The organism is Thermatribacter velox, from assembly GCF_038396615.1.
GTDB lineage: Bacteria > Atribacterota > Atribacteria > Atribacterales > Thermatribacteraceae > Thermatribacter > Thermatribacter velox.
Genome location: NZ_CP121689.1, coordinates 1,174,657 through 1,197,880, shown reverse-complemented (window position 1 = coordinate 1,197,880; position 23,224 = coordinate 1,174,657). Strand labels below are relative to the sequence as shown.

Here is a 23,224-nt window from a genome sequence, read left to right as displayed (position 1 = left end):
TCATTTAAGGATACATTTTTCGAGCCCACTTTTGCAAGTCCACTGGTTGCTCAAAGCAGAGGCGTGGTTTTAGCTTTAAGCTGGAAGTTTCAAAAAGCGCGTCCCAAAGCGTCATCCCGAAAAAAACTCCTGCCATACGCGCCGCTTTATAGTCAAGTGGGGAATCGCCAAAGTAAATGGTTTCCCGAGGGTTAACCCGAAGGCGAATCAGTATTTTGCTCACTCCATCAGGGTAAGGCTTGGGACGAAGCACTTCATCACCACAAACAACAACGTGGAAAAGAGAGGACATTCCCGTTTTTTCAAGGGTAATCTGAGCGCTCTTTCTACCCTTGGACGTAAACAGCGCCTGGAGCGTATGTTTCCGCTTTAAGTATCGTATAGTCTCCACCACTGGTTCGAAAACTCTGACCCTGGAATCATGGTGTGCCAGGTAGAAGTCATAAAAGTCTTTAAGTGCCTGAGCTTTTAATTCTTTGCCCACCATCCTTTCCACAATGTCACCTTCCGGGGGGCCATACATGGCTACAATTTCCCGGGGAGATAGCTTTTTACCAAGATATTTGTAGGCAACCCATGAAAAAGCTCCCCACAGTAGCTCCGAACTGGCAATAATGGTATTATCGAGATCCCATATGAAAAGTCTAAGCACCCTGATTCCACTCCTTACCCAGTATCTCCTTAAGGTTTTCCAGCAAAATCTGCATCTCCTGGTCTTTTCCTATGGTAATGCGCAGCCATTCTTTCCATTCTGGGAAAAAGCGCACCAGGATTTTACGGCTTTTGAGCTCCTGGTAGACCTTTTCCAGGCTTTCATAAGAACGGCTCCTCACAAACACGAAGTTGGCCTGAGAGGGAAGCACCTGAAAACCAAGGCTCTTCAGGGCCTGACTGAACCATTCCCGGGTTCGTTTAATCTTGCTAATATTCTCTTTAACCTGGTTCAAACCCTCCAGAGCGGCAACCCCAGCAATTTGAGAGAGAATGTTCACATTATAAGAATCCTTTAGCTTAAGAAGACCCTTTACAACTTCTGAATGCGCAAAAAGGAAGCCGATTCTCAAACCAGCCAGCGAAAAGGACTTGGACAGTGTTCGCACAATAATCAAGTGAGGATATTTGGGTAAGAGTGGCAGAGCGCTCTCTTCAGCAAAGTCAACATAGGCTTCATCCAGCACCACTGGACACCTGGAACTCTGCAAAAGCTTCTCTATTTCCTCCATAGGTATAAAAGTCCCGGTAGGTGAATTAGGATTACAAACCACTTTGAGGTCAGCTTCTTCAGCCAGAAAGCGAGAAGGCAACTGTTGAAAATCCTCTCCCTGGAAAGGTATTTCCAGATAGTCCGCTTCTTGAATGGTCGCCAACGTACGGTAAAGAGTGTAAGTTGGGTAGAGATAAGCAACCCGGGATCGGTAACCCAGAAAGGCTCTGAAAATGATATTTAAGAGTTCGTCTGACCCATTCCCGACTATGATCTGATCGGGAGGGACACCATACACTTCAGACAGCTTAAAGCGTAACTGGTCACTGAGTGGTGGAGGGTAAAGAGCCAGGCGTTCTGGGGTAACTTTCTCCTGAAGAGCTTTGAGCACTTCTCGGGGAGGTGGATAGGGGTTTTCATTGGTATTGAGTTTTATAAAACCTTTCTCCTGGGGTTGTTCTCCCGGAACATACCCTTCCATCTTCTCCACAACCTTTCGAAATGCTAACATCCTTTCACTCCTTTCCCATTTGCTTGAGAATCTGGGTGCTTCTCCCATAGGGATCTTTGAGAACTCTAATTTCGTTCAGGTTTCTGAACCGTCCCTTGAAATCCAGACCATACCCCACAACGTATATATCCGGTATTTCAAAGCATGCGTAATCCACAGCAACATCTATTATCCTTCGTGCAGGGCAATCCAGAAGGGTACAAACTCGCACTTCTTTCAAGGTTCTCTTTCGGAAAGTGTTTATCAGAAAATGGAGAGTCAAGCCGGTATCCACAATGTCCTCAACAATTAGCACTTCTCTATTTCGCAATTCCGTTTCTACATCCTTTTCAATAACCGCCTTTCCTGCTCCAGACCGGAACCTGGAAAGTGCGATAAACTCGAGGTCGAAGTCAAAGCTCAGCTTACGAGAAAGGTCTACCGCAAAAAAAACAGCTCCTTTAAGCACACAAACCAGCACCGGTCGAGAAGCTGCATACTCCTGATTAAGCCTTTGAGCCAAGTCAGTGATTTTTTTCTCTATTTCTGAACTGGAAAAAACCACTTCTCCAAGCTGGAATTCTTCTTCACTCATCTTCAAGCTCCAGTTTCTTTCTAATATGCTCTAAATTCCGAGAATAGATGATTTTGATTTTGAGATCCGGATAGAGTTCCCTAAATTTCCTGACTTTTTTATTTTTCCTCCACACCAGTTTCTGGCGCTGTGTGGTTAACTCGATAAAAGTATTAAACTCTGGAAGATAAAAATCGGGAGTAAAGGCTTCGACGACATTCCCCTCCTCATCCCATTCCAGAGGAAAAGTTTTGGGCTCGTACAGCCACTTGATACCGTAGAAATCAAGCAGTTTGGCAAACTCCTCCTCGGAGGGATGTGCAAAAATGCTTGGCTTGCGAGGCGGTGACCCAAGCTGGGACCTGGTTTCTCTTTGAAAGCTTTCAATGGCTTCCAGTATGAGCTCAGTAGCCTTTTCCACTGAGTAAAAAGAAGTATTAATTGTGAAGTGGTACAGAGCAGGGTTTTTCCACTCCACATCAAACTTTTCGAGTAAAAAACGTTCCCTCTTTTTATCCTGCTGAAGAAGAATGCGCAGAGCGATGGTTTCTTCCTGAGAATACTTTTGAACAACTCTTTGCAGTCTGGTCTGCAAACTGGCTACTACCAGTATGTGGAAGCTATCGGGGTGATTTTCAAAAATTTTTTGCCCCCCTCTACCCAAAATTATCAAAGGGCTCTCCTGAGCTATTTTTTCAAAACAAAAGCGTGCTTTACGCAGCCATATGTTGCGTTCTTTTTCTCCTGGAGGTGGTTCTGGAGGAAGATTGGGATAATATTTTTTAAGGTGTTCGTGGAAGTTTTTGGAATCCACAACACGAAAGGAAAGAACACTGGCCAGGTAATTCCCGATTTCATCACCCCAGCTCTCCACTTCCCGAGAGATGGTAATGATTTTTACCCTGCTATTTCGCTCAGGGTTACCTTTTGACAATTCACAAACTCCCTTTTGGCAAAATATTTTATATTATGCTTATTGAACTTTCGGAATGTCGAGTAAATCTCTTTACTTTCAAATAGAATAAACAGAATGAGCTGGCTTGTCGAGAGAAAAGAAAGGTTTTTGGTTTTCAAAATAAGTGGATTTTTGCTGGTTTTATTTTTTGCGCTGGCCTGTGCTGGCCCAGAAATTCTTGCGCTGGAGCGGGCTTTGTTTGTAGACTCCACTGACGAAGGTTATTTCTATCCTCTTTTTGAGTTTCTGGAAAAATTTTTCGACCAGGTGGAGTTCAAAAAAGATTTTCCTTTTTCTCCCGGAAAAACAATTTTCCCGCAAGGCTTTAACATAGTCTTTCAGGGTTATCAAAAGGAATCCTTACTATTCTTTCAGGTCCTGGTTCCCGACAACTCCCATAAACTCCTCTCCGTGGTTCGTCCGTTAAGCGAAAAAGAAGAAATGCTAAAAACCCTTAAGCAACGAATAACGGACGCTCTCAACTTTCACAAAAGTTTCAAAATACTTTTTATCAGGAGCGAAGACGGTTGCTTTTCCGTGGTAGCTCGAGATCTGAAAAGCGGTAAAGAGAGAACAATTAAAACGGGTTCTCTAAAACCTCTGGAAGACTTGAGCATTTCTCATGATGGCCGCTTTCTTTTCCTGGTACATCGGAGAGCCGGCTACCGCGAGATCTGGAGATTGGATCTCGAAAAAGGAGACTTTCTCCCTTTGAGTTGTGGAGGCTACAACGATTTCTCACCCTATCCACTTGGTGAAAGTGGACGTCTGATTTTCCTGAGTGACCGCAACGGAGAAAATGAAATTTTTATTATGGAACAGGATGGAGCATTGCAGAAAATCTTCTCTGAAGAAGTGGAGATTCCAGGAAAAGTGGGAAAAGTCACTGCTTCTTCCCGGGGTGATAAAATAGCTCTTTCCTATCTCAAGGATGGACAATGGCATATTCAAATCCGCGATGTGTTTTCAGATACCACAGAAGAACTTGACTTTCCAGGCAATGCTACAGACCCGGTCTTTTCAGCTGATAGTAAAGAGATAATTTTTGTGGGTGAACGTAATGGCGATTTCGACCTCTTTTCTTTCAACCTGATAGAGAAAAGTTTAGAAAGGCTTACTTTCGACCCTTTCTTCAAGGCACACCCTGCTGTTTCTCCAGATGGAGCATGGATTGTGTTTTCGGGAAAGAAAGTATCAAACAACTGGGACATTTTTCTTTTAGAAAGGAGTTCCAGAAAACTATATCGCTTAACTTCATCTTTTGCACTGGAAATTTCACCTCTGTTCACTCCAGTACCTATCTTTTGATAGGTAATTTATGGTATGATTAAAAAAATGAATAATAAAAGAATTGCAAATATTATTACATTAGTTCTGATTACGGTCCTGATTTCAACCAGCGTGGCTGGAGCCTCAGTTCGGAAAGCCATTCCTTTTGAGGCTTATTCTCTAAAAGGCGAAAAAATAGACGTTGATTTTGAGAAAGAGTTTACCTTGCTTCTTTTCATAAGCTCTGAGTGCTTAGAATGCCTCTATCGCCTCCTGGAATTGAAAAACAATGTACAGTCACTGCAACTTGAAAATAAAGTTCGAATACTTCCCGTGTGCATTGATTGTGATTGGAGAAAGCTTGTCCAGCTCACGAAGGCTGTAAACTCGGAGATGTTCCTGGTCCCTGCAGACCTGAAAGCAAAGTGGGGAGTCTGGGAAACCCCCACCTGTTTTTTGGTTGGCCCTGCAGCCAGAGTACTTGGTAAGTGGGAGAGAGAGGTGCCCTTTGCCGAAATAGAAAAAACGATAGCTACCTACTTTAAAGACAAAAGAAACGTGGTTGCCTCTCGCAAAAACACTTCTTCCTGTTCCAGCAGCTTTTGCTATTAGCCCGCGTATCTCACTAACTCTTCTGTGGACAGTCCCCTTCGTGAACCTGTCCACAAAGAAGACAAGTCAGGTTTTTATCCAGAAGTTTTAATTCTTCTTCTTTGAGAAATCTCTTCTTTACCCGTTTGTCTTGAATCCAGGGCCATCTGGCAATTTTCTCTGCAAAGGGGATATTCTCGATCATGCTACCTTCAAGACCAGCGTATTCTCTCTTTTCCATAACCTCTTCCTCCTTTGCTAATCTTCACCAAGATAGGCCTTTTTAATCTTCTCGTTATTGAGCAAAGTGCTACCTTCTCCCTCAAGCACTATAGATCCTGTCTCGAGCACATAGGCATAATCCGCTACCTCAAGCGCTGCTCTTGCATTTTGCTCAATGAGCAAAATGGTTGTTCCCTGATTATTTATTTCCTGAATGATTCTAAAAATTTCTTTTACCAGCAAAGGAGCAAGCCCCAGGGATGGCTCATCCATCATAAGCAAACGTGGACGAGACATTAAGGCACGGGCAACAGCGAGCATTTGCTGCTCCCCGCCGCTCAGGGTGCCGCCTTTTTGATGAATTCTTTCCTTTAGGCGAGGGAAAATTTGAAAGACCCAGTCTAAATCCTTTTTGATTTCGTTCTTGTCTTTACGTGTGAAGCTTCCCAGCAAAAGATTCTCGATGACGGTCAAGTTGGGAAATATTCTCCGGCCTTCGGGAACCATAGCAATACCACTTTCCACTATCTGGTGTGTTGCCTCACGAGTAATTTCCCGACCATTGAATATAATTTTCCCCTCCCGAGCTCGCACCAGGCCAGTTATCGCCCGCAGAGTGGTGCTTTTCCCTGCACCATTGGACCCAATCAGGGTCACTATTTTACCTTTTCCAACTTCCATGTTAATACCCTTCAAAGCATGAATTCCACCGTAAAAAACATGGAGATTTTCTATCTTGAGCACCGTTTTGTTGTTATTCATCTCAAGCTTCCGCTCCCAGGTAGGCTTCGATCACCCGTGGGTTTTTCTTGATTTCCTCAGGGCTTCCCTCCGCTATTTTAATTCCAAAGTCCAGAACAGCAATGCGCTCACAAATCCCCATAACCACCTTCATATCGTGTTCAATGAGAAGGATGGTAAGATTAAAGTCCTTGAGAATTTGCTTGATAAAGCGCATCAACCCTATCGTTTCTTGAGGATTCATGCCTGCCGCAGGCTCGTCAAGCAGGAGCAACCTGGGTCGAGTAGCCAGTGCCCGAGCAATTTCCAATCTCCTCTGCTGTCCATATGGGAGCGCACTGGCTTGCTCGTGAGCTAATCTGTGAAGATTGACTGCTTCCAGAAGTTTCATAGCTTCTGCCCTGATCTGTTTTTCCTCCCGCCAGTAACCAGGCAAAGAGAGCATCGGCGCAATAAAGGAACTTTTTATACGCACATGAAAAGAAACCAGCACATTTTCGAGAACGCTCAAGTTACCAAAAAGTCTGATATTCTGAAAAGTCCTGGCAATGCCCAGTGCTGTTATTCGATCCGGACTCATACCAGTTATATCTTTTCCCTCAAACAACACTTTTCCTCTGGTCGGTCTATACTGCCCGCATATCATATTGAAGACAGTAGTTTTCCCCGCTCCATTCGGCCCGATTAGACCGACCAGCTCTCCAGGGTATATATCGAGATAGAAACTGTCAACAGCTGTTAATCCTCCAAAAGTTATGGTCAAATCCTGCAAAGAAAGCAGTGGCATACCTTCCTTCATGCTCTTCGTCTCCCTTTTAACCAATCGATCACCATTTGCCAGGAAAGCTCCCGGCTTCCAAAAAGCCCTCTTCGATAAAAAATCATCAGCACTACCAGCAAGGCAGCAAAAACCACCATGCGCATTCCCGGTATACCCGGGAATGTCCAGGGACCAATAGTGTGGGGTGCTTCCACTTCCCTCAGTAACTCCTGCATAAAAGCAAAAATTACTGCGGTTATTGTAGAACCAGTGATACTTCCCAGTCCCCCCAACACAATTATTATAAGCAAGTTGAAAGTCATGGTGAAGGTAAACAGTGTAGGCGAAACAGTACTGATCAGCGTTACAAAGAGACCACCAGCAACACCCGCAAAAAATCCACTGATGGCAAAAGCCATCAACTTACTGCGAAAGAGGTTGACCCCCATGGCCTCAGCAGCTATTTCGTCTTCGCGTATTGCCTTCAGGGCCCTTCCATAACTGGAATTAACCAAACTTTTGATCACAAAAACCGTCCAGAAAGCCCATCCTGCCGTCCACCAGAGATTAGTATATTCAGGAATGCCTTTGATACCCAGCGCTCCATTGGTAAGAGGAATCAGGTTATTAGCAAGGACAACCACGATTTCCCCAAACCCAAAAGTTGCAATCGCCAGGTAATCCCCTCTGAGCCTCAGGGTAGGAACACCGATTAAAAGCGCAAACAAAGCTGCAAGTAAACCACCTATAAAAAGCGCCGCCACAAAAAGATAAGGGGGAAAGCTAAAAGCGCTAAAAGGCCAGATAAGAGGTTTCAAAAAATAAACCTGCTGTTTTTGGGCTACTGGTAACATCAAGAGGGCTACCGTATATCCTCCTATAGCCATAAACGCATTGGGGCCAAGCGAAAATTGACCGGTTATGCCATTTATAAGGTTATAGGCTGAAGCAGCCACTATGTAAATGCAAGCAGTGTTGAAGACTCTTATTAGATAACTGTTGAGGTTGTTTTCTGCAAGCCATATTCCCAAAAGTAACAGCCCAAAGAGACAGAACGTCAAAAAAAGATTTATTCTGGTATCTCTTTCCATCTTTAGACTTTCTCCCTTTGTGCTTCACCCATTATGCCACCAGGTTTTACGAGTAAGAAGATGATTAAAATGGTAAACACAAAAGCATCACGATATCCGCTCAAATGGGGAAAGAAAGCCACGATCATTATCTCAGATATTCCGATGATGAATCCTCCCATCATAGCACCCACCACATTACCTATGCCACCTACAACTGCCGCTGTGAAGGCTTTCCACCCTGGGAAAACACCCATCAAAGGGTTTATTTGAGGATACTTAAAGGCCCACATTATTCCTCCGGCCCCAGCCAGAGCTGAACCTAAAGCAAAGGTATACATTATGACTTTATCCACATTTACTCCCATGAGCCTTGTTGTTTCCAGGTCTTTAGCCACAGCTCGCATAGCCATGCCCATTTTAGTCTTATAAACAATGTAAAAAAGAAGTATCAAGATAGCGACGCTGATAAGGGGCACCCAGAAGGTCACTCCCTGAATCCTTGCTCCAGCAAGCATATAGATATTTTTCATCAAGGGTGGTCTTGGAAAGCCCTTGGGTCGAGCACCTACTGTAACCAGCCCCAGATTCTCAATAAAAAAGGAAACTCCCACTGCGGTTATCAAGGCTGATATGCGTGGAGCGTTGCGCAGCGGGCGATAGGCGACTCTCTCTATGCTTACCCCCACCAGTGCACATAGCGCAACCCCAATGATAATAGACAACCACCAGGGGAGCATAAATATTACCATCATGAAGAAAGCAAAATAGGTTCCCAGCATGAACACATCGCTATGGGCAAAGTTAATGAGTCCCAAGATGCCATATACCAGGGTATAGCCTATAGCCAAAAGCGCATAAAGACTTCCCAGAGACACCCCATTCATCAATTGTTGCAAAAATACTGTACCCGTCATTTTCAATCTTCCTCATCGCTTGCAGGGGGGTTGGCCAGCTTCTGCCCAACCCCCTGGTATTTGTGCGGGAATCTGAGCTTTAGTACGGAACTACCGTCTTGACAAACTTAAACTGTCCACCTTCCACCTTGCGCACTACCACTGGTTTCACAGCGTCACCGTTCTCTATGGTCACTTTTCCAGTTACCACATCGAGATTCTCGGTATCCTCTATTGCGTCCCGAATAGCAACCGGGTCTGCCTTACCCGCTCTCTTAATGGCATCAAGCAGAATCAGATAAGCATCTGCTCCCAGGGCTCCAAACATATTGGGGTCTTTTCCATATTTCTCGCGATAAAGATCGATGTACTTCTGCCCTACCTCGTTCAAACCTTTGGTGGCATCCCATATGGCGGTATGATAAATCCCTTCCACAGCGTCACCACCAATACTGAAAAGCTCTGGAGCATCCGCGCCATCAGCAGAAAGAATGATGCCCTCAAAACCCAGATCTCTGGCCTGGCGGCAGATAAGAGCTATCTCAGTGTAATAGTTAGGAACGTACAAAATGTCCGGATTCGCATTCATTATGGTGGTCAGCTGGGCAGAGAAGTCCTGGTCACCGGTTTTACAGTACTGCTCAGAAACGATGGTTCCGCCTCGCTTGGTGAATTCTTCTTTAAAGAAATTCCCCAGGGCAACACAGTAGTCCTGAGCTACATCAGAAAGAATTGCTGCAGTGGTTGCGTTGAGGTCTTCAATGGCAAACTGTGCTGCAGCCGCAGCCTGGTAGGGGTCTAAAAAGCAGGCCCTGAAGACGAATTTCTTCCCCTGAGTCACCAGAGGATTAGTCGCAGTTGCCGAAATAACCGGTACCTGCTTTTCTTCGCAAATAGGACCTACAGCAAGCATGCTACCACTTATAGCTGGTCCAATCATAGCCACTACTTTTTCCTTGTCGATTAAACGGGTTGCTGCGTTTGCGGCTTCTACTTTATCACTTTTGTTGTCCACCAAAACGAGTTCCACCTTTTTGCCCAGAACTTCATCGCCAACGATTTCCTTGACCAGGTTAATCCCTTCCCATATCATCTGGCCATAGGCTGCGACAGCACCGGTCATCTCAAGGTTAGCGCCAATACGTATGGTCTCCTGAGCGCCAACAAAAGCCACTGAAAATGCCAGGAACAGGGCCAGGAGTGTTGCGAACAAAGCTTTCTTCATACGTTAACCCTCCTTTTTAATTTTGTTAAACTACGCTAACCAAAAAGCTACTCTATAATTGCTTGCTTGTCAACAAATAGCGATGTAAAGAGGTATGAATATATCCTTCGGCGCTTTTCCATTATAAAATAAAATCCGGTGAAAGCTTGCTAACCTGGTTCCTCAAGTGAGAAAGGGGCCGTGAACTTGTTGAAGATTCAGTTTCTGTGGAGCAAATTCACTGCTTCTTTCCTTGTGGTTAAAGATTATCTTATCAGGACTTTTGCGTCTTTTAAGCCCAAAGAGAACCTCACTCAAGAAGATCTGGAACGCAGCTTTAAATATATTATTAAAGACGGCATCGCATCCCAGGCTATGGCAACTTTGACGGGAGGCATTTTCCTCACCGCTTTTGCTCTGCGTTTTGAGGCCAGTAATACTTTTATCGGTATATTGGCCGCACTGCCTGCATTGGCTAACTTGATACAAATCCCCTCCATATACCTTGTGGAATGGTTGCGCAACCGCCGACTTATTTGCGTTGTGTTTTCACTACTTAGTAGATCAATGCTTCTTTTTATTGTTTTCTCTCCTTTTCTGAGGCAAAACGTTCTTTCAGTAATCATTTTTGCCTTTGCTCTTCACAACCTGTTGGCGGGCATTTCAGCCTGTAGTTGGAACTCCTGGATGCGAGACCTCATTCCTCAAAAAGCAATGGGTGCTTTCTTTGGAAGAAGGCTTAAACTAACCTTTACTGTTGGTATCGCCTTAAGTTTTCTGGCGAGTTGGTACATAGACTTCTGGGGCAAACACTTCTCCGCTCTCACTTCACCGCTTTCAACTTTTGCAGGGTATCCGCTGCTTTTTCTAACAGGTACTATAGCAGGTTTATGGGGGACCGTTTTCCTTGCTAAAACCAGCGAACCTCTGCTTAAGTCAGAAAGGATCACTCTGTCGTTTATAGATTCCCTCAGGCAACCCTTCAAGGACGATAACTTCAGGATTCTTCTCTTTTTTGCCAGCCTGTGGAATTTTTCCGTCAATCTGGCAGCACCCTTTTTCACCGTTTATCTTCTGCAGAGGCTGGGCATGGAGCTAACTATGGTAATGGCACTCTCCATTGTCAACCAGATAGCGAGCGTGCTCTTTTTTGAATTATGGGGACGCATTGCCGACCGCTGGAACAACAAATCAGTGCTTAAAGTTTGTGGTTTCCTGTTTCTTTTCTGCATCCTGGGCTGGACCTTCACCACTCTCCCCCAGAAACATCTGTTAACGCTGCCAATTCTTTTCATCATCCACTGCTTAAGCGGGGTGGCCTCTTCGGGCATAACTCTGGCTCAAAACAATATAGGCATGAAGTTAGCCCCCCAGGAGAGGGGAACTTCTTATCTCGCTATGATGAGTCTCTTGAGCTCCTTCACTGCTGGAGTTGCTCCCGTTATTGGTGGTAGCTTTGCAGATTTTTTCACCAGTTATGAGCTTTCGGTTCGTGTGGTTTTCAAAACACCTTTTAAAGATTTTGGGGTTCAGCCTTTCAGTATAGAAGGCTGGGACTTTTTCTTCCTTTTCGCTTTCATACTGGGATTTTTTGCAATACGCAAGGTTTTACCGAAAGTTAAAGAAGAAGGAGAGGTTAGCTCCAGGATACTTCTTCAGGAACTCTTTGGTGAAGTTGGCAGAGGCCTGGGCAGCTTTTCCACTCTCTCTGGACTACGCTTTATCTGGCAGTGGTCAACCAGTATCTGGAAGCGTTAAACACTCTTTTCTCTTATCACTATTGTAATATCCGGTTCTATTTAGTAATTTATAAGAAGTGATACGACAATACATTCTGGGAGTGGGAGGGCTTTATGAACACACGGGAGCTTTATGAAACCAGGCTCAAACGCTATGTGAAAGCCATGCGCAACGAGAAGCCGGACATGGTACCAATACGTCCTTTTGTTGCCGAGTTCACAGCTAAATATGCTGGCTTCAGCATCCAAGAGGCAACGCACGATTACAGAGTGGCTTTTGAAGCTTGCCGAATATGTGCTCGGGACTTTGACTGGGATGCTATGGTGCCCAACATGATTTATGTTTGGACAGGTCTTACCCAGGCAATGGGCATCACCTACTACGGCATCCCCGGGATAGATATACCCCCGGAAACTGGCTTTCAATATCGAGAACCTCCGGAAGAAGAAGCTTTTATGAAACCCGAAGAGTACGATGCCCTGATAGAAGACCCAACAGGGTATCTCCTCAATGTGTGGTTTCCCAGAGTTTCTCGCTTTGTCAAAGCACCGGGAGAACCCATTGACGAATACCACAATCTGGCTTTTCTGCGAGGCGGCATGGCTATGATGCAATACTTCCAGGCCCTTTCTGACCTGGCCCGAGAATTTCGCGAAGAGCTGGGTGTGGTACCAGCTATAAGCGGCATCCTCAAAGCGCCGCTGGATATTCTGGCTGACAAACTTCGAGGATACTATGGGCTGGTCACCGACCTTCACGAACGCCCTCAAAAAGTTCTTAAGGCCTGTGAAGCGCTGATGCCTCATCTTTTAGAGGTGGCCCTTTCTGGAGCAGACCCGGAAAAGAACTTGCCCATAACTATCTGGATGCACCGCAGTTGCGTTCCTTTTATCAACCCTGAGCACTTTTCCAACATTTTCTGGCCCACCCTCAAGCCTATCCTTGAGGAAATATGGAAGCGAGGACATCAGGTACTTTTCTACGCTGAAGGTAACTGGGACTATCATCTGGAAACTTTTAAGGAGCTTCCACCGGGAAGCATAATTTATCATGTTGACCGAGGAGACATTTTTAAGGTGCATCAGGTTCTGGGTGACCGCTTCTGTATCAGTGGTGGAGTTCCTAATGATTTGCTTGCTTTTGGCAGTCCCGAAGAAGTTAGAGACTGCATAAAGAAAATCATCGATAATGTAGCACGAGATGGTGGCTACATAATGGACGCCTCAGCCATTATTCAGAACGATGCCAAAATAGAGAATATCAAAGCAATGACTGATTTCACCAGAGAATATGGTCAGTATTAAAGGGAGGGATGGCAGTGGAAAATCGCAAAGCAGGAAGTACTCTCCCCTGGGAAGAATTCCGCAAGATGCTTCCTGAAAAAATCCAGGGAGACGAAGAAGTGGTTCGCAGGATATGGGAGGAAGTTGATTACTTGCCCTGGCTTTTTATTTGGCATGTACTGGTCTCTTTTTAAAAGTCGATTTTTACCAAAAGGATGGTCTTAAAAGAAAAATGTCCTGGCGCACGAGAATTTTATGTTTGTATGCTATCCTTTTTGTCGTAGCCGCGCTACTGGCGGTTGTCGCCTTTCCTCTGGATTTGCCTTACATCAGAGAAAGCATCCTGAAACTGACCACCCTGGGAACCTGCCTGGTGGTGACCGTGCTAACCTTCTGGCGTTCGTTACCTATCGGAATTCCACTTCTTTCTCACGGAATGGGATTGATTGCCCTTTCTTTTTGGATAGGCATCTGGAGTGTGGTGCGTGACTTTCCGCCACTGGCTGCACACCTCACCATTTACCCGCCCGGTGCCCTGGGTATCGTCTTCATTTTCAGGGTGTTTTCAAGATTTCTCCCCCTTTTAATGAAACAAGCCCATCTGGACTCTTTAACTGGACTTTACAACCGCCACTATCTCCGGACAAAACTCCAGGAATACGCACGTATAAAACAGAACGCTTGCCTGGTCCTGCTGGACCTTGACGGCCTAAAAAGAGTAAACGACCATTATGGTCATCAGATGGGAGACGATGTTTTAAAGAGACTGGCTTCCCTCCTCCGCCAGGAAATACGCACCAAAGACCTTGCCTTCCGTTACGGAGGAGATGAATTCATCGTTATTTTTCCGGATACAACCTTGAAAGACACCCAGGCAATTATAGAGCGCTTACGCAGAAGAGTCGGTGAAGATGCTTTTCTCTACCCTTTGAAGGTTTCCTTCTCTTACGGCACAAGCAATTTAAGAGAAGTTCGCAACCCTGAAGAAGCACTAACAGCCGCCGATAAAAATATGTATGAAGAGAAAAAAGCCAAGCAAACTGTTTGAGTTTTGCAAGGTTTAGGAGCCTATACCACTTCCTGAAAGTCTTTAAAAGATTAAAAAGCGACAGGCTGGTTATACTCAAGATCCGTTATTTCGAGTTTGTAATAGGTAAAGTCTCCACTTTCCAGCTTCCAGCTTACTTCACCTTTTGTGGGAACCCTGATGCCTTCAAACTCTTTATGGGCTTCCAGCTTCGCTGAGTAGTCTTCCAAGCTATAACGCCCGTTCCTGGTCATATATCTTTTGCAAGAAAACCCGACGACATCACCGTTTTCATTAAAACTGAATACTGCTTGAGCTGTTATTCCACCGTAAGTCATGATTGCCCTGGCTGAGCGATCATCAATTGCCTGCCACTCAACATAATCATTCAAGGCTGCACTTGGAAACCATACTATTTCACCAAGGTAGCGCAACATTGTACCCTGGTCTATCTCTCTGCCCTGCGCATTAACAACGTTTATAAAAGCAAGTAACTTGATAAGCATGTTGCCTTTCCCCTTGAAATATTTGTCTCTACCCACCAGGAATAAAAAGGGATTGACTTTGACTCTCACTTTCCACAGGAATCCCGGGTTATCTACCGTGAAATACTGCTCCGCCCGAGCAGACATCCAGGGTTGCTCTTCCGTGGTCCTTATTAACCCTCTTTGCTTCAACCTCACTGCAAATATCTTTTTCCTGCCCACTATATTTGTTTGTCTCAACCACCTTTGAACAGGTTCAGGCAGCCCCTCCAGGTCTTTTTCGGTTACTATTTCTGTTTTTTCAGTTCTTTTCTGCCCGAATAATCCTTGCACTTCGCTAACTACTCCCCTTTTAAAGAAAAAACTGCCCACCAAAGAAAGAACAAATAAGGAAATGAGCGCTATACCTGTGATAGCCAGAATAATTTTTATCAAATTTATCCCACCTTTTTTCTTCGCCAGTGTGCACCAGAGTTCCAGGCAAACAAACCGGGCTCTCTGCGTCGTATAGTGTGCCAGCTCAAACCCCTTCGCTCTCTTGCAGCTTTCGGGGCCGGATTGAAAAGCAATTCGCCTACTTAGCTTTAGATTTCAAACAGGCTCTCTTTATAATCGGCTACCAGATATTTTTGACCTTTCTTTATCACCTGGTGCCCTTCGCTCTCAAGAAGCCTTTTCTGGTGTTCCACCCCTCCAGGATACTTAGGATTTATCTCACCGTTCGCTTTGAGGGTCCTCCAGTAAGGAGTGGTATTTTCTTCCCCTTCGTTTTTCGCCTCTTCAGAAGCATGAGCAGCAATCCAGGCGAAAATCCCGGTGGTTATCGGGCAGGCAATAGTCACCCCATGCTTTTTAGCAAGGAACTGCCTGATCTGGTTGATGGTTATTACTTTCCCCGGAGGGACTTTTCGCATCACCTCATCAACTTCCAGTGGTGAGGGTATTACCATGGTATCGCCAGGCCGCACGCCCCAGCGGACGGCTACTTTACTGCTAACCCGCACTATTTTGGGAAGGTCTTTCTTGTCGGTGAGCTTTTCCCGCCAAGACTTTCGCTTTTTAATCATAGACTTCCCCCTTGCACATCAAAGAAGCAGTATAACGCATTCTGCTTTAAAAAGAAATCAGCACCCGTAACTACTCTATTTACTGAATGTGGAGAGGAAAAACAATATCACTATCAGGGAAACCAGAAACCACAAAGTCCTGGCTATAAATTTCTTCGCTACTACCTTCTCGTAATACCTGCGTGGCCCTATGTTTAAAACCAGGGTTGCTACAAGGCCTCCCACCATGAGTCCAACTATGTTTTCAAACATCAGGATGAGAGGACTTAGAGTTTCCCAAAAATTCTTAACCAGCATTATTCCCACTACCACCGCAGGAGGTAACAACGCCGCAGCGATAGCAACACCAGCAGTGCTTTCTGGTATCCCCTTAGAAAAAGCAAACATCGAGGCAAAACCAAGAAGTATAGCTGTAAAAATATTGATATAACTTGAATCCATTCTGGTAAGAATCTCGGGAGTCAAAGCAAGGTTCGCGAAAGCAGAAATTACCAGGGTTATCAAACAGGAAAAAAGAATGGCTATCAACACTAAAACCAGCAGATTTGCCAGACTTCTAAATGCATACTTAATTTTTCCAACTGCAGTGTTCACCGCAAATGCATATATTGGCCCCAGCAAAGGAGAAAGGAGCATCGCTCCAATAATAACGGTAACATTGTTCATAAAAAGACCGGTGAGAGCTATTATCCCAGCAATTGAAGTGAGAATTATTTTGCTGTAATCCAGCTTGATATAGCGCTTGGTCTCGTCAATGAGTTTTTCAACGGGTGTCTCTTCTTCCGTTTTAAATTTCTTTTCTGCTTTTTTGAGAAACGAAGAAACCACAAAATCGGGAGACGATACTTCAAGCAACACCTGTTTGTAACGGAGGTCCATGGATTCCTGCAGGGTATCAACCAGTTTGTTGAGTTCCTCATCTGGTACATAAAACACCATCTGCACTGCTCCGTTGCTTTCCTCTAAAAAACAAACGGCATCCTTAAAGAGAGATTTTATTCTGGAGAGGTCTGGAAAGTCCTCTTTCCGGGCTCTAACAGTTACCTTTTCATCGATTGTTACGCACAGAAAAAGCCTCCTAAATTCAAATAACAGCCTCCCTTTTTAATCCTCAGTCATTAACACCTGAAATCAGGATAAATCAAAGGGGATTAAAGCTTATTCCTGTGGTGCATAGTAGCACCTTTTTGGCGAATAAATTTTTCCTTCCTCCTTCAATTTTTTGATTATGGCGCTCACTTCCTTGCTATCAATGCCTGTGGCTTTGGAAATATCTCCAGGTCTTACCGGTTTCCCATGGTTTTTCATGAAGTCAAGAACTGCCTTTTCTTTCTCCTGCACCGAACAGCGCCTCCTTTACAAATTTTATGAGACGACGGATATCCTTCGAGTTTTAAAATGATATGTCCGTCAAATTACTTTCTCACGATTAACAGTTTACATTATTGCACGCATTCTTTGTATCCCTCTCTAACTTGCTTCGGATCCACAACATAAGTTATCACTTCTTCTTGCTTGCCATTATCAAGCTTTAATTTTACCTCCAGCTCCGCTTCCATCATCCTTTTCTATATTTGCATAACCCTCAGCGAGGTTTTTCAAAGCAACTTTTGTTGAACTTCAACTCCATCCTTCTAAAATTGCGTGTTCTCGCCCCAAAAAATGAACTCTTCTTCCGCCCACCCAAAATCCATGTTTGACCCACAAGCAAAGTATTTCGCGGAACTCATTACATTTTTATTTCGCCTTACGCAAAACGTGTCGCCTTAGAAGCAAAAACATCGTGTTAGATGTCTCTACACGATGCAAGCTTAAACGCTAAAGTCACCCCTGCAAACGTGAAAACTAACTTAGATAGTATAATGAAGAGGAATCATGATTTCACCCAGAGGTATATAGTGCTGGCATCATTCCAAACGGGGGGTTATATCCGCAATGCGGATATGGATGGGTTGGGTGAAATTGGTCAAACAGCAATAAGATTATGGAGGGAATAATATGCCCCAAGATGTTAAAGTTTGGGAAATACAAGATGGGAATACCTTGAGAGAGATTAAAAAATCCAAATTGGAAATGGAAGAACGTATTGAAGATTGGCTTGAAAAAGATATTTCTGTAATTTCAACTGACTTGTTAGTAATTGGGCGACAAGTAGAAACAGATTTTGGCGGAGTTGTTGATCTTTTATGTTTGGATTACAACGGAGATGTTGTTATCGTTGAGTTAAAGCGCGACAAGACTCCACGAGAAGTAATCGCTCAAGTACTGGATTACGCTTCATGGGTTAAAGACTTGTCAAACGAGAAAATTAGCGAAATAGCAAATAGGTATCTTGGCGATAGAGGACCGTTAGAAAAGGCGTTTAAAGAAAGATTTGGTGAAGAATTGCCGGAAATCTTAAATGAGCATCATAAGATGATTATAGTTGCATCCGAAATAGACAGTAGCACGGAAAGGATTATTGAATACCTTTCAAACACTTATGGAGTTGGGATAAATGCTGCAACCTTCCACTACTTTCGTAATGATAAAGGCAAGGAATTTTTAGCAAGAGTGTTCTTGATTGAACCAAGCCAAATTGAGTATAGAACTCAGACTAAATCTATTTCAAAGAGAAAACCTCCTCTAACTTATGAGGAATTGGAAGAAATTGCGGAATCTAACGGCGTTGGCGAATTCTATAAACTACTTGTTAGTGGGTTAATGCCCCTTTTCGACCAAAAAGGAACTACCAGAAGCACGATAGCGTTTATCGGAATTGTTAAAGAAAGTCGACTTACTATTTTTAGTATTATTCCAGGAGATAGTGACCCACAGCAAGGATTGCGATTTCAAGTATATATTGATAGGTTGGCTGAATATCTTCACGCAAAAACAGAGGATATTATGCAAATTCTCCCGCCAAATTGTAAAGAATACGAACCCTGGGTTAGTGTAAATTTATTGTAGGTGTTCCAACCCGAAAGAACAAACCTCACCATCCAGAGTACGTGGTATAAGTCTTGTTGGAAACAACCAAAGGGATACTCTGGAGGTGAGGTTCTGTGAATATGGTACAGCAAATCTTCAAGGGGTTCCAGAGGATTCTGGAATTATCCCTCCATTTCCTGGAGAAGAGTATGGATTTCCAGGAGTTTGAGGAGAAGCTATGGTAGACCATGAACACCATCCTCACCCTTTTTGGGGATGTCACCTACAGGAGAACCTACTACAAGCACAAAGGCACCAGAGAATACCTGCACCTTCTGGATGACCAGATTGCTTTCAGGAAGAAGAGAAGGATCGATCCTCTCCTGGAAGCCCTGGTTCTTAAGAAGACCACAGAGCTCTCCTACCAGAAAGCGGGGAGGGAAATCCTTCCCCAAAATCAGGAATGTATTGTCAGTCCTGAGGTGGTGAAGAGGCTGGTCCATAATTTGAGGAAAGATGAAAAGAAGGAAGAAGAGATTCCGGAGAAGAAGCGGAAACCAGGAAAGAAGCTCCCCCCTTCACCCTTTCTCCTGAAACCATAAAGCAAGAAAAGGAGAAAGGAAGAGCAGTCTTTCGGGAAATCTCGAACAACATCCCGGTGATGCGAGAACCGGTGAGTGCTCTGCGTATGACCCTCAAAGCCCTGACCCAGGATATATCCTGGATTCCTGTGATATGAAAGACTGCAATCTGGATGAGTGCGGGAAAAGAAAGTAAATCACGAAATGGAGAGAGTTTTAAAAAATATCCCTAGTTAGTGTAAATTTATTGTAGGGTTTTTAGAAAAAAGAAAGACCTCACCATCCAGAGTATGGTATAAATCTTGTTTGTGTAAACAAACACTCATGGAGGTGAGGTCTTATGAATATAGTACAGCAAATTTTGAAAGGATTCCAGAGGGTAATGGAAATATCACTCCATTCTCTGGAAGAGGGAATGAACTTCCAGGAATTTGAGGAGAAGCTCTGGGAAGTCATGAATGGTATGGGAAAGGATATCTTAAAAGCAGTGCTTGAAGCCAGAGATCAGGAAATCTGGAAAGAAAGAGAGAGAAGGTTAACCTGGGAAGTGGTACGCAAGAACAATTCCAGAACCATCCTCACCCTGTTTGGGGATGTTAGCTATCAAAGGACCTACTACCGGAATAAATCTACTGGGGAATACCTGCACCTGCTGGATGAGCAGGCTGGGTTCAAAAAGAGAAGAAGAATTGACCCCTTGCTGGAAGCTCTGATTTTAGAGAAAGCCACTGATTGCTCCTACCAGAAAGCTGGAAGAGAAATCCTGCCTAAACATCAGGAAGTAACAGTGAGTCCGGAGGTGGTAAAGAGACTGGTTCATAACCTGAAGAAAGAAGAAGTAGGAGAAGAAGCTCTCCTTGACCAGGGGAAGGAGACCATCCAGAAAAAGTGCTGTCAGTATCTTTTCATCGAAGCTGATGAGGACCATGTCTCCTGGCAGAGAAAAAGGAAGAAGAGTACCAATCAAACAGGAGAAAGAAAGAAGAGAAAGAAGAAAAGGCTCTTGGCCAAGTTGGTCTATGTCCATGAGGGAAAGGAAAACCCCAATTCCGGGAGAGTTCAGCTCAAAAATTCCCATTACTTTGCTGGTCTCTATCAGGATACCGAAAACCTCTTCTATGAAGTCCTTGACTACTTAGAAGAACACTATGACCTGGATAAGGTGAACTGTATCTTTCTCGGTGGAGATGGAGCTTCCTGGATTAAGAAAGGACTGGAAATCCTTCCCAAATCCCTCTTTGTACTAGACCGCTTTCACCTGGTGAAACGCTTGCAAGCTGCTCTTCATCATAATACTTTCCTTGAAAAGAAAGTCTGGAAAGCTCTGGAAGAAGGTTCCTGGGAAAAGGTGCAAGCAATCCTCCTCCGTGCTCTTTCTGAAAGCAGAGACTCTCAAGAAAGAGCTAAGCTTGAAGACCTCTTCCTCTACCTTAAGAACAACTGGGAAGGAATCCTAAACTCCAAGCGCTATAAAGAACTCCACCTTGCCGTCAGTGCTGAAGGTCATGTGAGTCATGTTCTCTCTGCTCGCTTATCACATCGTCCTATGGGTTGGGGAAAGAAGGGAGCAGATCACATGAGCTATCTGAGAGCCTTGAAGTTCAACCGGTGTTCTATCAGGGATTTCTACTTGAGAACTCATAAACAGGAATTACCTGCTTTCACTCTTTCTCCTGAGAACATCCAAAAAGAGAAAGAAAAAGGAAAGCAGGTTATTCAGGAAGTTTATGGCAACATCCCAGTTATGAAAGGGCCAGTAGATACTCTGCGCCTGACTATCAAAGCTTTAACCCAGGAGATGTCTTGGATTCCTGTGATATAAAAAGACAATACTTTTTGGATGGTGAGGTTAAAGAAAGAACCATGCTCAACAAAGTTAGGAAGGAAGAGAATTTTAAAAAATACTCCTACAATAAGTTGACACTATCAACCCTGGAAAGGTGCACCGCGTACTTTGGCCGGCTATTTCAAAAGGAAAGAGGAAATTGAGAGATTTTTAAATGGATTAGCACAATTTAAAAGCAAGTGATACCAATGTTACCTAACGGTTTGAGGATATGTGAAGTTCCGACCAAAGCGAGGAATTTGGGCGGAGTACCGAATACACGAAACCAGATATGCTCTGCTGGCTCCCGTTGGAGCAGTCAAAAATAACTCTCTGTTTACGTCTTGGGGGCTGATGAAATACACAACTAAAAATAGCTATGCCTTTTAATCAATCTTATCTAATAAAACTCTTACTGCAGTTGCATCTTAGGTATAAAAACTCGCATCAAGTCTTCTTTCATCATCGTTTACCCAGTGAGTTAGAACGTTAATTATCTGGAGTGTCTTTTCCGGGTTTATCAGTGATAGAACATTTTATTTTCTCTGGCGGGATAATCTCTATTTGTCTTAAAAAGTTTGCATAGCAAACCTTCGGCGCGCAAGTCGTTCATCTGTTTGTTAAATGGCTCCAATAGGAACACATGGTGCGAAGCACCACAGCGCTATGCAAAAGAGCGTTATTGTATTGCTCCAAAATATACCACCCCAGGAACATTGTTTTTGAATCTAAACTCTTTATATTCCATATCTTTTAGCAAGTTAGATATTTTTTGTAAGTGAATTTTCCAATATTTGTGATTGTGAGTTACGGGGAAAACTACAAATAAGATAGCTTTCTTGACATAGTCGGTTCCTTTCAATTTTTCGATATCCTCAATTACTCCTTGAATATTCTTAGTAATTGGTCGTGTTTTGTTTTTAGTATTTTCATATCGGTAATTAGTATTGACGGTTTTAAGTTCTATTGCCCAATCATCAAAAGTAATGTCAATTCTATCTTTTTCTGGAGTAATAGTTAGAGCATATTTTGATAAGCCCCCACATAATTCTACCTTAAGCCAACCTTCAAATTTTGCTCTTTCTTTAGCAAATATTGCCACTCCATCATTATGTTCCAATTTAGGTATTATTTCTCCAAATATTATTTTGGCCAATTTTTCAAATGTTATTTTCGCCATTTTTGCCTTGAAACCCAATGTCACTTAACGTTCTTAGCATATACGGAGCATCGGTATAGCCAAAATCTGAGCGAACAACATGAGACGTACATGCTGTATTATCGGAAGTCCCGCTAATTAGCTATTGTACCTCCAACATATCGCCTTTAAAACCAAACTTTTCAAGAAGACGTCTAGCATTATTTATACAAGAGGCAGTACTGTAATGCACCTCAATATATAACCCATTGGATAACCGTTTTGGCGCTCTAAAACTATCTCCATATCTATGCTTAGGTTCTGTATTTATCAAGTGGTGCTTTCTCCCAATTGGTATCGGACAATCGTTTCTTTTTAGTCTCCCGTTTCTTATAAGCCACTCAGCGGTATTGGTTAATATTTCATATACTTGTTTTCTTAAAGAGTACGTCAGTCGTAGCCTATCTCTCCTTCCCAAACAGCTGTACTTTTATTCTTCAACCATTTTCGTCCGGCTTCAGAGATTTCCCAGATACCATGGGGTGAATCGCTCTTCATGAGGCCTTCACGCACAAGGGTATTTCGGCACCACTGGGCGGTATTCTTCCAGCGCACGGAGTTAGGTTCCGAAGGGAGCGGTTGCCAGTCGTATTCGTTGAGCACGTGTTTCATCTTGGCTTCAACCCTTTCCAATACCTCTCCAATGCGGGCTGAACCGCCCAATTCCACCAGTGCCTCCAGAATGGGGCGGCGGAAGGCATCTTCGGAAGTTCGCAACCCTCTCGGCAGTCTACCTTTTGCTCGCCGGGTAGCCTTCCTCTTGGCCCGCTTGATCCCTTTGGCAGAAAAAGCAGCCCATTCCCGCTGGAGGGCTTTGACCTTTTCCCGAAACTCGGCAAGTCGGGTGGCTTCCTCAATTGCTTGCCGTGCTCGTTCGTAATCCCCAGCCCGGAAAGCCTCGGCGCCGGCGTCGTTGAAGGCGTTGGCCACGGTCTCGATCTCCTCAAGCAGGATTTCAAAAGCGACATGAACCTCGTTGGTTTCCATATCTAAACCTCCTCAGAGTTCTCCACGAAAAGCTTTATCCAGAATCGCCCGTTTCAGCCACTTCAATTCCTCGTCTGTCTCGGTCTGTGCAGCCTTGAGGGCGCGGATCTTCTCCTGCACCGCCTCCAAATCCGCCATGATGTAC

General features: G+C 44.1%; 26 protein-coding genes. 9 read left to right on the top strand and 17 right to left on the bottom strand.

The genetic code is table 11. The annotated features are described in order from the left end of the window. Window positions 1-4: 4 nt before the first annotated feature. Genes QBE54_RS05965 through QBE54_RS05950 form a run of 4 tightly spaced genes read right to left on the bottom strand, consistent with a single transcriptional unit; the run spans window position 5 to window position 3,202 of the window. Window positions 5-652 (bottom strand): HAD family hydrolase, encoded by a 648-nt coding sequence (locus QBE54_RS05965; RefSeq protein ID WP_369017290.1) that lies wholly within the window; start codon window positions 650-652, stop codon window positions 5-7. Next, window positions 645-1,715: a histidinol-phosphate transaminase gene (gene hisC / locus QBE54_RS05960; protein ID WP_369017289.1), complete on the bottom strand. Its 1,071-nt coding sequence runs from the start codon at window positions 1,713-1,715 to the stop codon at window positions 645-647. The genes QBE54_RS05965 and hisC overlap by 8 nt, the downstream gene beginning before the upstream one ends. 4 nt (window positions 1,716-1,719) lie before the next feature. Continuing rightward, window positions 1,720-2,289 (bottom strand): hypoxanthine phosphoribosyltransferase, encoded by a 570-nt coding sequence (hpt, locus tag QBE54_RS05955; protein ID WP_369017288.1) that lies wholly within the window; start codon window positions 2,287-2,289, stop codon window positions 1,720-1,722. After that, entirely contained in the window at window positions 2,282-3,202 is a 921-nt protein-coding gene (locus tag QBE54_RS05950; protein WP_369017287.1) for a cytidylate kinase family protein, read from the bottom strand. The genes hpt and QBE54_RS05950 overlap by 8 nt, the downstream gene beginning before the upstream one ends. Window positions 3,203-3,298: 96 nt before the next feature. Here QBE54_RS05950 and QBE54_RS05945 point away from each other — a divergent pair, with 96 nt between their 5' ends. Together QBE54_RS05945 and QBE54_RS05940 are read left to right on the top strand one after the other, a co-directional pair. Continuing rightward, window positions 3,299-4,531 carry a TolB family protein gene (locus tag QBE54_RS05945; RefSeq protein WP_369017286.1) on the top strand — a complete coding sequence of 411 codons (1,233 nt, stop codon included), beginning with the start codon at window positions 3,299-3,301 and terminating at the stop codon, window positions 4,529-4,531. A gap of 27 nt (window positions 4,532-4,558) precedes the next feature. Then, window positions 4,559-5,104 carry a hypothetical protein gene (locus QBE54_RS05940; RefSeq protein WP_369017285.1) on the top strand — a complete coding sequence of 182 codons (546 nt, stop codon included), beginning with the start codon at window positions 4,559-4,561 and terminating at the stop codon, window positions 5,102-5,104. A gap of 13 nt (window positions 5,105-5,117) precedes the next feature. On the opposite strand, the gene QBE54_RS05935 is transcribed toward QBE54_RS05940, so the two are convergent. The 6 genes from QBE54_RS05935 to QBE54_RS05910 all read right to left on the bottom strand — a co-directional run bounded on the left by QBE54_RS05935 (window position 5,118) and on the right by QBE54_RS05910 (window position 9,997). Then, window positions 5,118-5,324: a hypothetical protein gene (locus QBE54_RS05935; RefSeq protein ID WP_369017284.1), complete on the bottom strand. Its 207-nt coding sequence runs from the start codon at window positions 5,322-5,324 to the stop codon at window positions 5,118-5,120. A 17-nt stretch (window positions 5,325-5,341) separates the two neighbouring features. Beyond that, window positions 5,342-6,067, bottom strand: a complete 726-nt coding sequence (locus QBE54_RS05930) for an ABC transporter ATP-binding protein (protein WP_369017283.1) — start codon at window positions 6,065-6,067, stop codon at window positions 5,342-5,344. Window position 6,068: 1 nt separating this feature from the next. Further along, window positions 6,069-6,845 (bottom strand): ABC transporter ATP-binding protein, encoded by a 777-nt coding sequence (locus QBE54_RS05925; RefSeq protein ID WP_369017282.1) that lies wholly within the window; start codon window positions 6,843-6,845, stop codon window positions 6,069-6,071. Then, complete coding sequence (locus tag QBE54_RS05920) at window positions 6,842-7,897, bottom strand: branched-chain amino acid ABC transporter permease (protein WP_369017281.1); 1,056 nt, start codon at window positions 7,895-7,897, stop codon at window positions 6,842-6,844. The genes QBE54_RS05925 and QBE54_RS05920 overlap by 4 nt, the downstream gene beginning before the upstream one ends. Window positions 7,898-7,899: 2 nt before the next feature. Then, window positions 7,900-8,793 (bottom strand): branched-chain amino acid ABC transporter permease, encoded by an 894-nt coding sequence (locus tag QBE54_RS05915; protein ID WP_369017280.1) that lies wholly within the window; start codon window positions 8,791-8,793, stop codon window positions 7,900-7,902. A 79-nt stretch (window positions 8,794-8,872) separates the two neighbouring features. Then, complete coding sequence (locus QBE54_RS05910; protein WP_369017279.1) at window positions 8,873-9,997, bottom strand: ABC transporter substrate-binding protein; 1,125 nt, start codon at window positions 9,995-9,997, stop codon at window positions 8,873-8,875. Window positions 9,998-10,183: 186 nt separating this feature from the next. On the opposite strand from QBE54_RS05910, the gene QBE54_RS05905 reads away from it, so the two are divergent. From QBE54_RS05905 to QBE54_RS05890, 4 genes are all read left to right on the top strand, one after another. After that, window positions 10,184-11,734, top strand: a complete 1,551-nt coding sequence (locus tag QBE54_RS05905) for an MFS transporter (protein WP_369017278.1) — start codon at window positions 10,184-10,186, stop codon at window positions 11,732-11,734. A gap of 95 nt (window positions 11,735-11,829) precedes the next feature. Beyond that, window positions 11,830-13,020, top strand: a complete 1,191-nt coding sequence (locus tag QBE54_RS05900; RefSeq protein WP_369017277.1) for a uroporphyrinogen decarboxylase family protein — start codon at window positions 11,830-11,832, stop codon at window positions 13,018-13,020. A 14-nt stretch (window positions 13,021-13,034) separates the two neighbouring features. Continuing rightward, window positions 13,035-13,193 carry a hypothetical protein gene (locus QBE54_RS05895; RefSeq protein ID WP_369017276.1) on the top strand — a complete coding sequence of 53 codons (159 nt, stop codon included), beginning with the start codon at window positions 13,035-13,037 and terminating at the stop codon, window positions 13,191-13,193. A 38-nt stretch (window positions 13,194-13,231) separates the two neighbouring features. Continuing rightward, window positions 13,232-14,047, top strand: coding sequence for a GGDEF domain-containing protein (locus tag QBE54_RS05890; protein WP_369017275.1), 816 nt, complete (start codon window positions 13,232-13,234; stop codon window positions 14,045-14,047). 50 nt (window positions 14,048-14,097) lie between these two features. Here QBE54_RS05890 and QBE54_RS05885 read toward each other — a convergent pair whose 3' ends face one another. From QBE54_RS05885 to QBE54_RS05870, 4 genes are all read right to left on the bottom strand, one after another. Then, window positions 14,098-14,946 (bottom strand): DUF6544 family protein, encoded by an 849-nt coding sequence (locus tag QBE54_RS05885; protein ID WP_369017274.1) that lies wholly within the window; start codon window positions 14,944-14,946, stop codon window positions 14,098-14,100. A 149-nt stretch (window positions 14,947-15,095) separates the two neighbouring features. Then, a complete protein-coding gene (locus QBE54_RS05880; RefSeq protein WP_369017273.1) occupies window positions 15,096-15,578 on the bottom strand; it encodes an MGMT family protein in 483 nt (160 codons plus the stop codon). 75 nt (window positions 15,579-15,653) lie between these two features. Continuing rightward, window positions 15,654-16,517, bottom strand: coding sequence for a TIGR00341 family protein (locus tag QBE54_RS05875; RefSeq protein ID WP_369017272.1), 864 nt, complete (start codon window positions 16,515-16,517; stop codon window positions 15,654-15,656). Window positions 16,518-16,736: 219 nt separating this feature from the next. Beyond that, window positions 16,737-16,919 carry a MarR family transcriptional regulator gene (locus QBE54_RS05870; protein ID WP_369017271.1) on the bottom strand — a complete coding sequence of 61 codons (183 nt, stop codon included), beginning with the start codon at window positions 16,917-16,919 and terminating at the stop codon, window positions 16,737-16,739. Window positions 16,920-17,576: 657 nt separating this feature from the next. Here QBE54_RS05870 and QBE54_RS05865 point away from each other — a divergent pair. The 3 genes from QBE54_RS05865 (at window position 17,577) to QBE54_RS05855 (ending at window position 20,891) form a co-directional block, all read left to right on the top strand. Continuing rightward, the gene (locus QBE54_RS05865; protein WP_369017270.1) at window positions 17,577-18,527 is read left to right on the top strand and encodes an endonuclease NucS domain-containing protein; all 951 of its coding nucleotides are present in this window, start codon (window positions 17,577-17,579) and stop codon (window positions 18,525-18,527) included. 209 nt (window positions 18,528-18,736) lie between these two features. Continuing rightward, complete coding sequence (locus QBE54_RS05860) at window positions 18,737-19,090, top strand: UPF0236 family transposase-like protein (protein ID WP_369017269.1); 354 nt, start codon at window positions 18,737-18,739, stop codon at window positions 19,088-19,090. A gap of 319 nt (window positions 19,091-19,409) precedes the next feature. Further along, window positions 19,410-20,891: an ISLre2 family transposase gene (locus QBE54_RS05855; protein WP_369017268.1), complete on the top strand. Its 1,482-nt coding sequence runs from the start codon at window positions 19,410-19,412 to the stop codon at window positions 20,889-20,891. A gap of 682 nt (window positions 20,892-21,573) precedes the next feature. Here QBE54_RS05855 and QBE54_RS05850 read toward each other — a convergent pair. The 3 genes from QBE54_RS05850 to QBE54_RS05840 all read right to left on the bottom strand — a co-directional run bounded on the left by QBE54_RS05850 (window position 21,574) and on the right by QBE54_RS05840 (window position 23,217). Next, a complete protein-coding gene (locus tag QBE54_RS05850) occupies window positions 21,574-22,074 on the bottom strand; it encodes a hypothetical protein (RefSeq protein ID WP_369017267.1) in 501 nt (166 codons plus the stop codon). 408 nt (window positions 22,075-22,482) lie between these two features. After that, window positions 22,483-23,079: a winged helix-turn-helix domain-containing protein gene (locus tag QBE54_RS05845; RefSeq protein WP_369017266.1), complete on the bottom strand. Its 597-nt coding sequence runs from the start codon at window positions 23,077-23,079 to the stop codon at window positions 22,483-22,485. Between the two features lie 12 nt (window positions 23,080-23,091). Next, on the bottom strand, window positions 23,092-23,217 hold the full coding sequence (locus tag QBE54_RS05840; RefSeq protein WP_369017265.1) for a hypothetical protein: 126 nt from the start codon (window positions 23,215-23,217) through the stop codon (window positions 23,092-23,094). Window positions 23,218-23,224: the final 7 nt, after the last annotated feature.

Excerpts from the sequence above, each read along its gene's own strand:
- hisC (WP_369017289.1), bottom strand. The coding sequence starts at position 1,715 with ATGTTAGCATTTCGAAAGGTTGTGGAGAAGATGGAAGGGTATGTTCCG.
- hpt (WP_369017288.1), bottom strand. The coding sequence starts at position 2,289 with ATGAGTGAAGAAGAATTCCAGCTTGGAGAAGTGGTTTTTTCCAGTTCA.
- QBE54_RS05945 (WP_369017286.1), top strand. The coding sequence starts at position 3,299 with ATGAGCTGGCTTGTCGAGAGAAAAGAAAGGTTTTTGGTTTTCAAAATA.
- QBE54_RS05940 (WP_369017285.1), top strand. The coding sequence starts at position 4,559 with ATGAATAATAAAAGAATTGCAAATATTATTACATTAGTTCTGATTACG.
- QBE54_RS05935 (WP_369017284.1), bottom strand. The coding sequence starts at position 5,324 with ATGGAAAAGAGAGAATACGCTGGTCTTGAAGGTAGCATGATCGAGAAT.
- QBE54_RS05930 (WP_369017283.1), bottom strand. The coding sequence starts at position 6,067 with ATGAATAACAACAAAACGGTGCTCAAGATAGAAAATCTCCATGTTTTT.
- QBE54_RS05925 (WP_369017282.1), bottom strand. The coding sequence starts at position 6,845 with ATGAAGGAAGGTATGCCACTGCTTTCTTTGCAGGATTTGACCATAACT.
- QBE54_RS05920 (WP_369017281.1), bottom strand. The coding sequence starts at position 7,897 with ATGGAAAGAGATACCAGAATAAATCTTTTTTTGACGTTCTGTCTCTTT.
- QBE54_RS05915 (WP_369017280.1), bottom strand. The coding sequence starts at position 8,793 with ATGACGGGTACAGTATTTTTGCAACAATTGATGAATGGGGTGTCTCTG.
- QBE54_RS05910 (WP_369017279.1), bottom strand. The coding sequence starts at position 9,997 with ATGAAGAAAGCTTTGTTCGCAACACTCCTGGCCCTGTTCCTGGCATTT.
- QBE54_RS05900 (WP_369017277.1), top strand. The coding sequence starts at position 11,830 with ATGAACACACGGGAGCTTTATGAAACCAGGCTCAAACGCTATGTGAAA.
- QBE54_RS05890 (WP_369017275.1), top strand. The coding sequence starts at position 13,232 with ATGTCCTGGCGCACGAGAATTTTATGTTTGTATGCTATCCTTTTTGTC.
- QBE54_RS05880 (WP_369017273.1), bottom strand. The coding sequence starts at position 15,578 with ATGATTAAAAAGCGAAAGTCTTGGCGGGAAAAGCTCACCGACAAGAAA.
- QBE54_RS05875 (WP_369017272.1), bottom strand. The coding sequence starts at position 16,517 with ATGGTGTTTTATGTACCAGATGAGGAACTCAACAAACTGGTTGATACC.
- QBE54_RS05865 (WP_369017270.1), top strand. The coding sequence starts at position 17,577 with ATGCCCCAAGATGTTAAAGTTTGGGAAATACAAGATGGGAATACCTTG.
- QBE54_RS05860 (WP_369017269.1), top strand. The coding sequence starts at position 18,737 with ATGAACACCATCCTCACCCTTTTTGGGGATGTCACCTACAGGAGAACC.
- QBE54_RS05855 (WP_369017268.1), top strand. The coding sequence starts at position 19,410 with ATGAATATAGTACAGCAAATTTTGAAAGGATTCCAGAGGGTAATGGAA.
- QBE54_RS05850 (WP_369017267.1), bottom strand. The coding sequence starts at position 22,074 with ATGGCGAAAATAACATTTGAAAAATTGGCCAAAATAATATTTGGAGAA.
- QBE54_RS05845 (WP_369017266.1), bottom strand. The coding sequence starts at position 23,079 with ATGGAAACCAACGAGGTTCATGTCGCTTTTGAAATCCTGCTTGAGGAG.
- QBE54_RS05840 (WP_369017265.1), bottom strand. The coding sequence starts at position 23,217 with ATGGCGGATTTGGAGGCGGTGCAGGAGAAGATCCGCGCCCTCAAGGCT.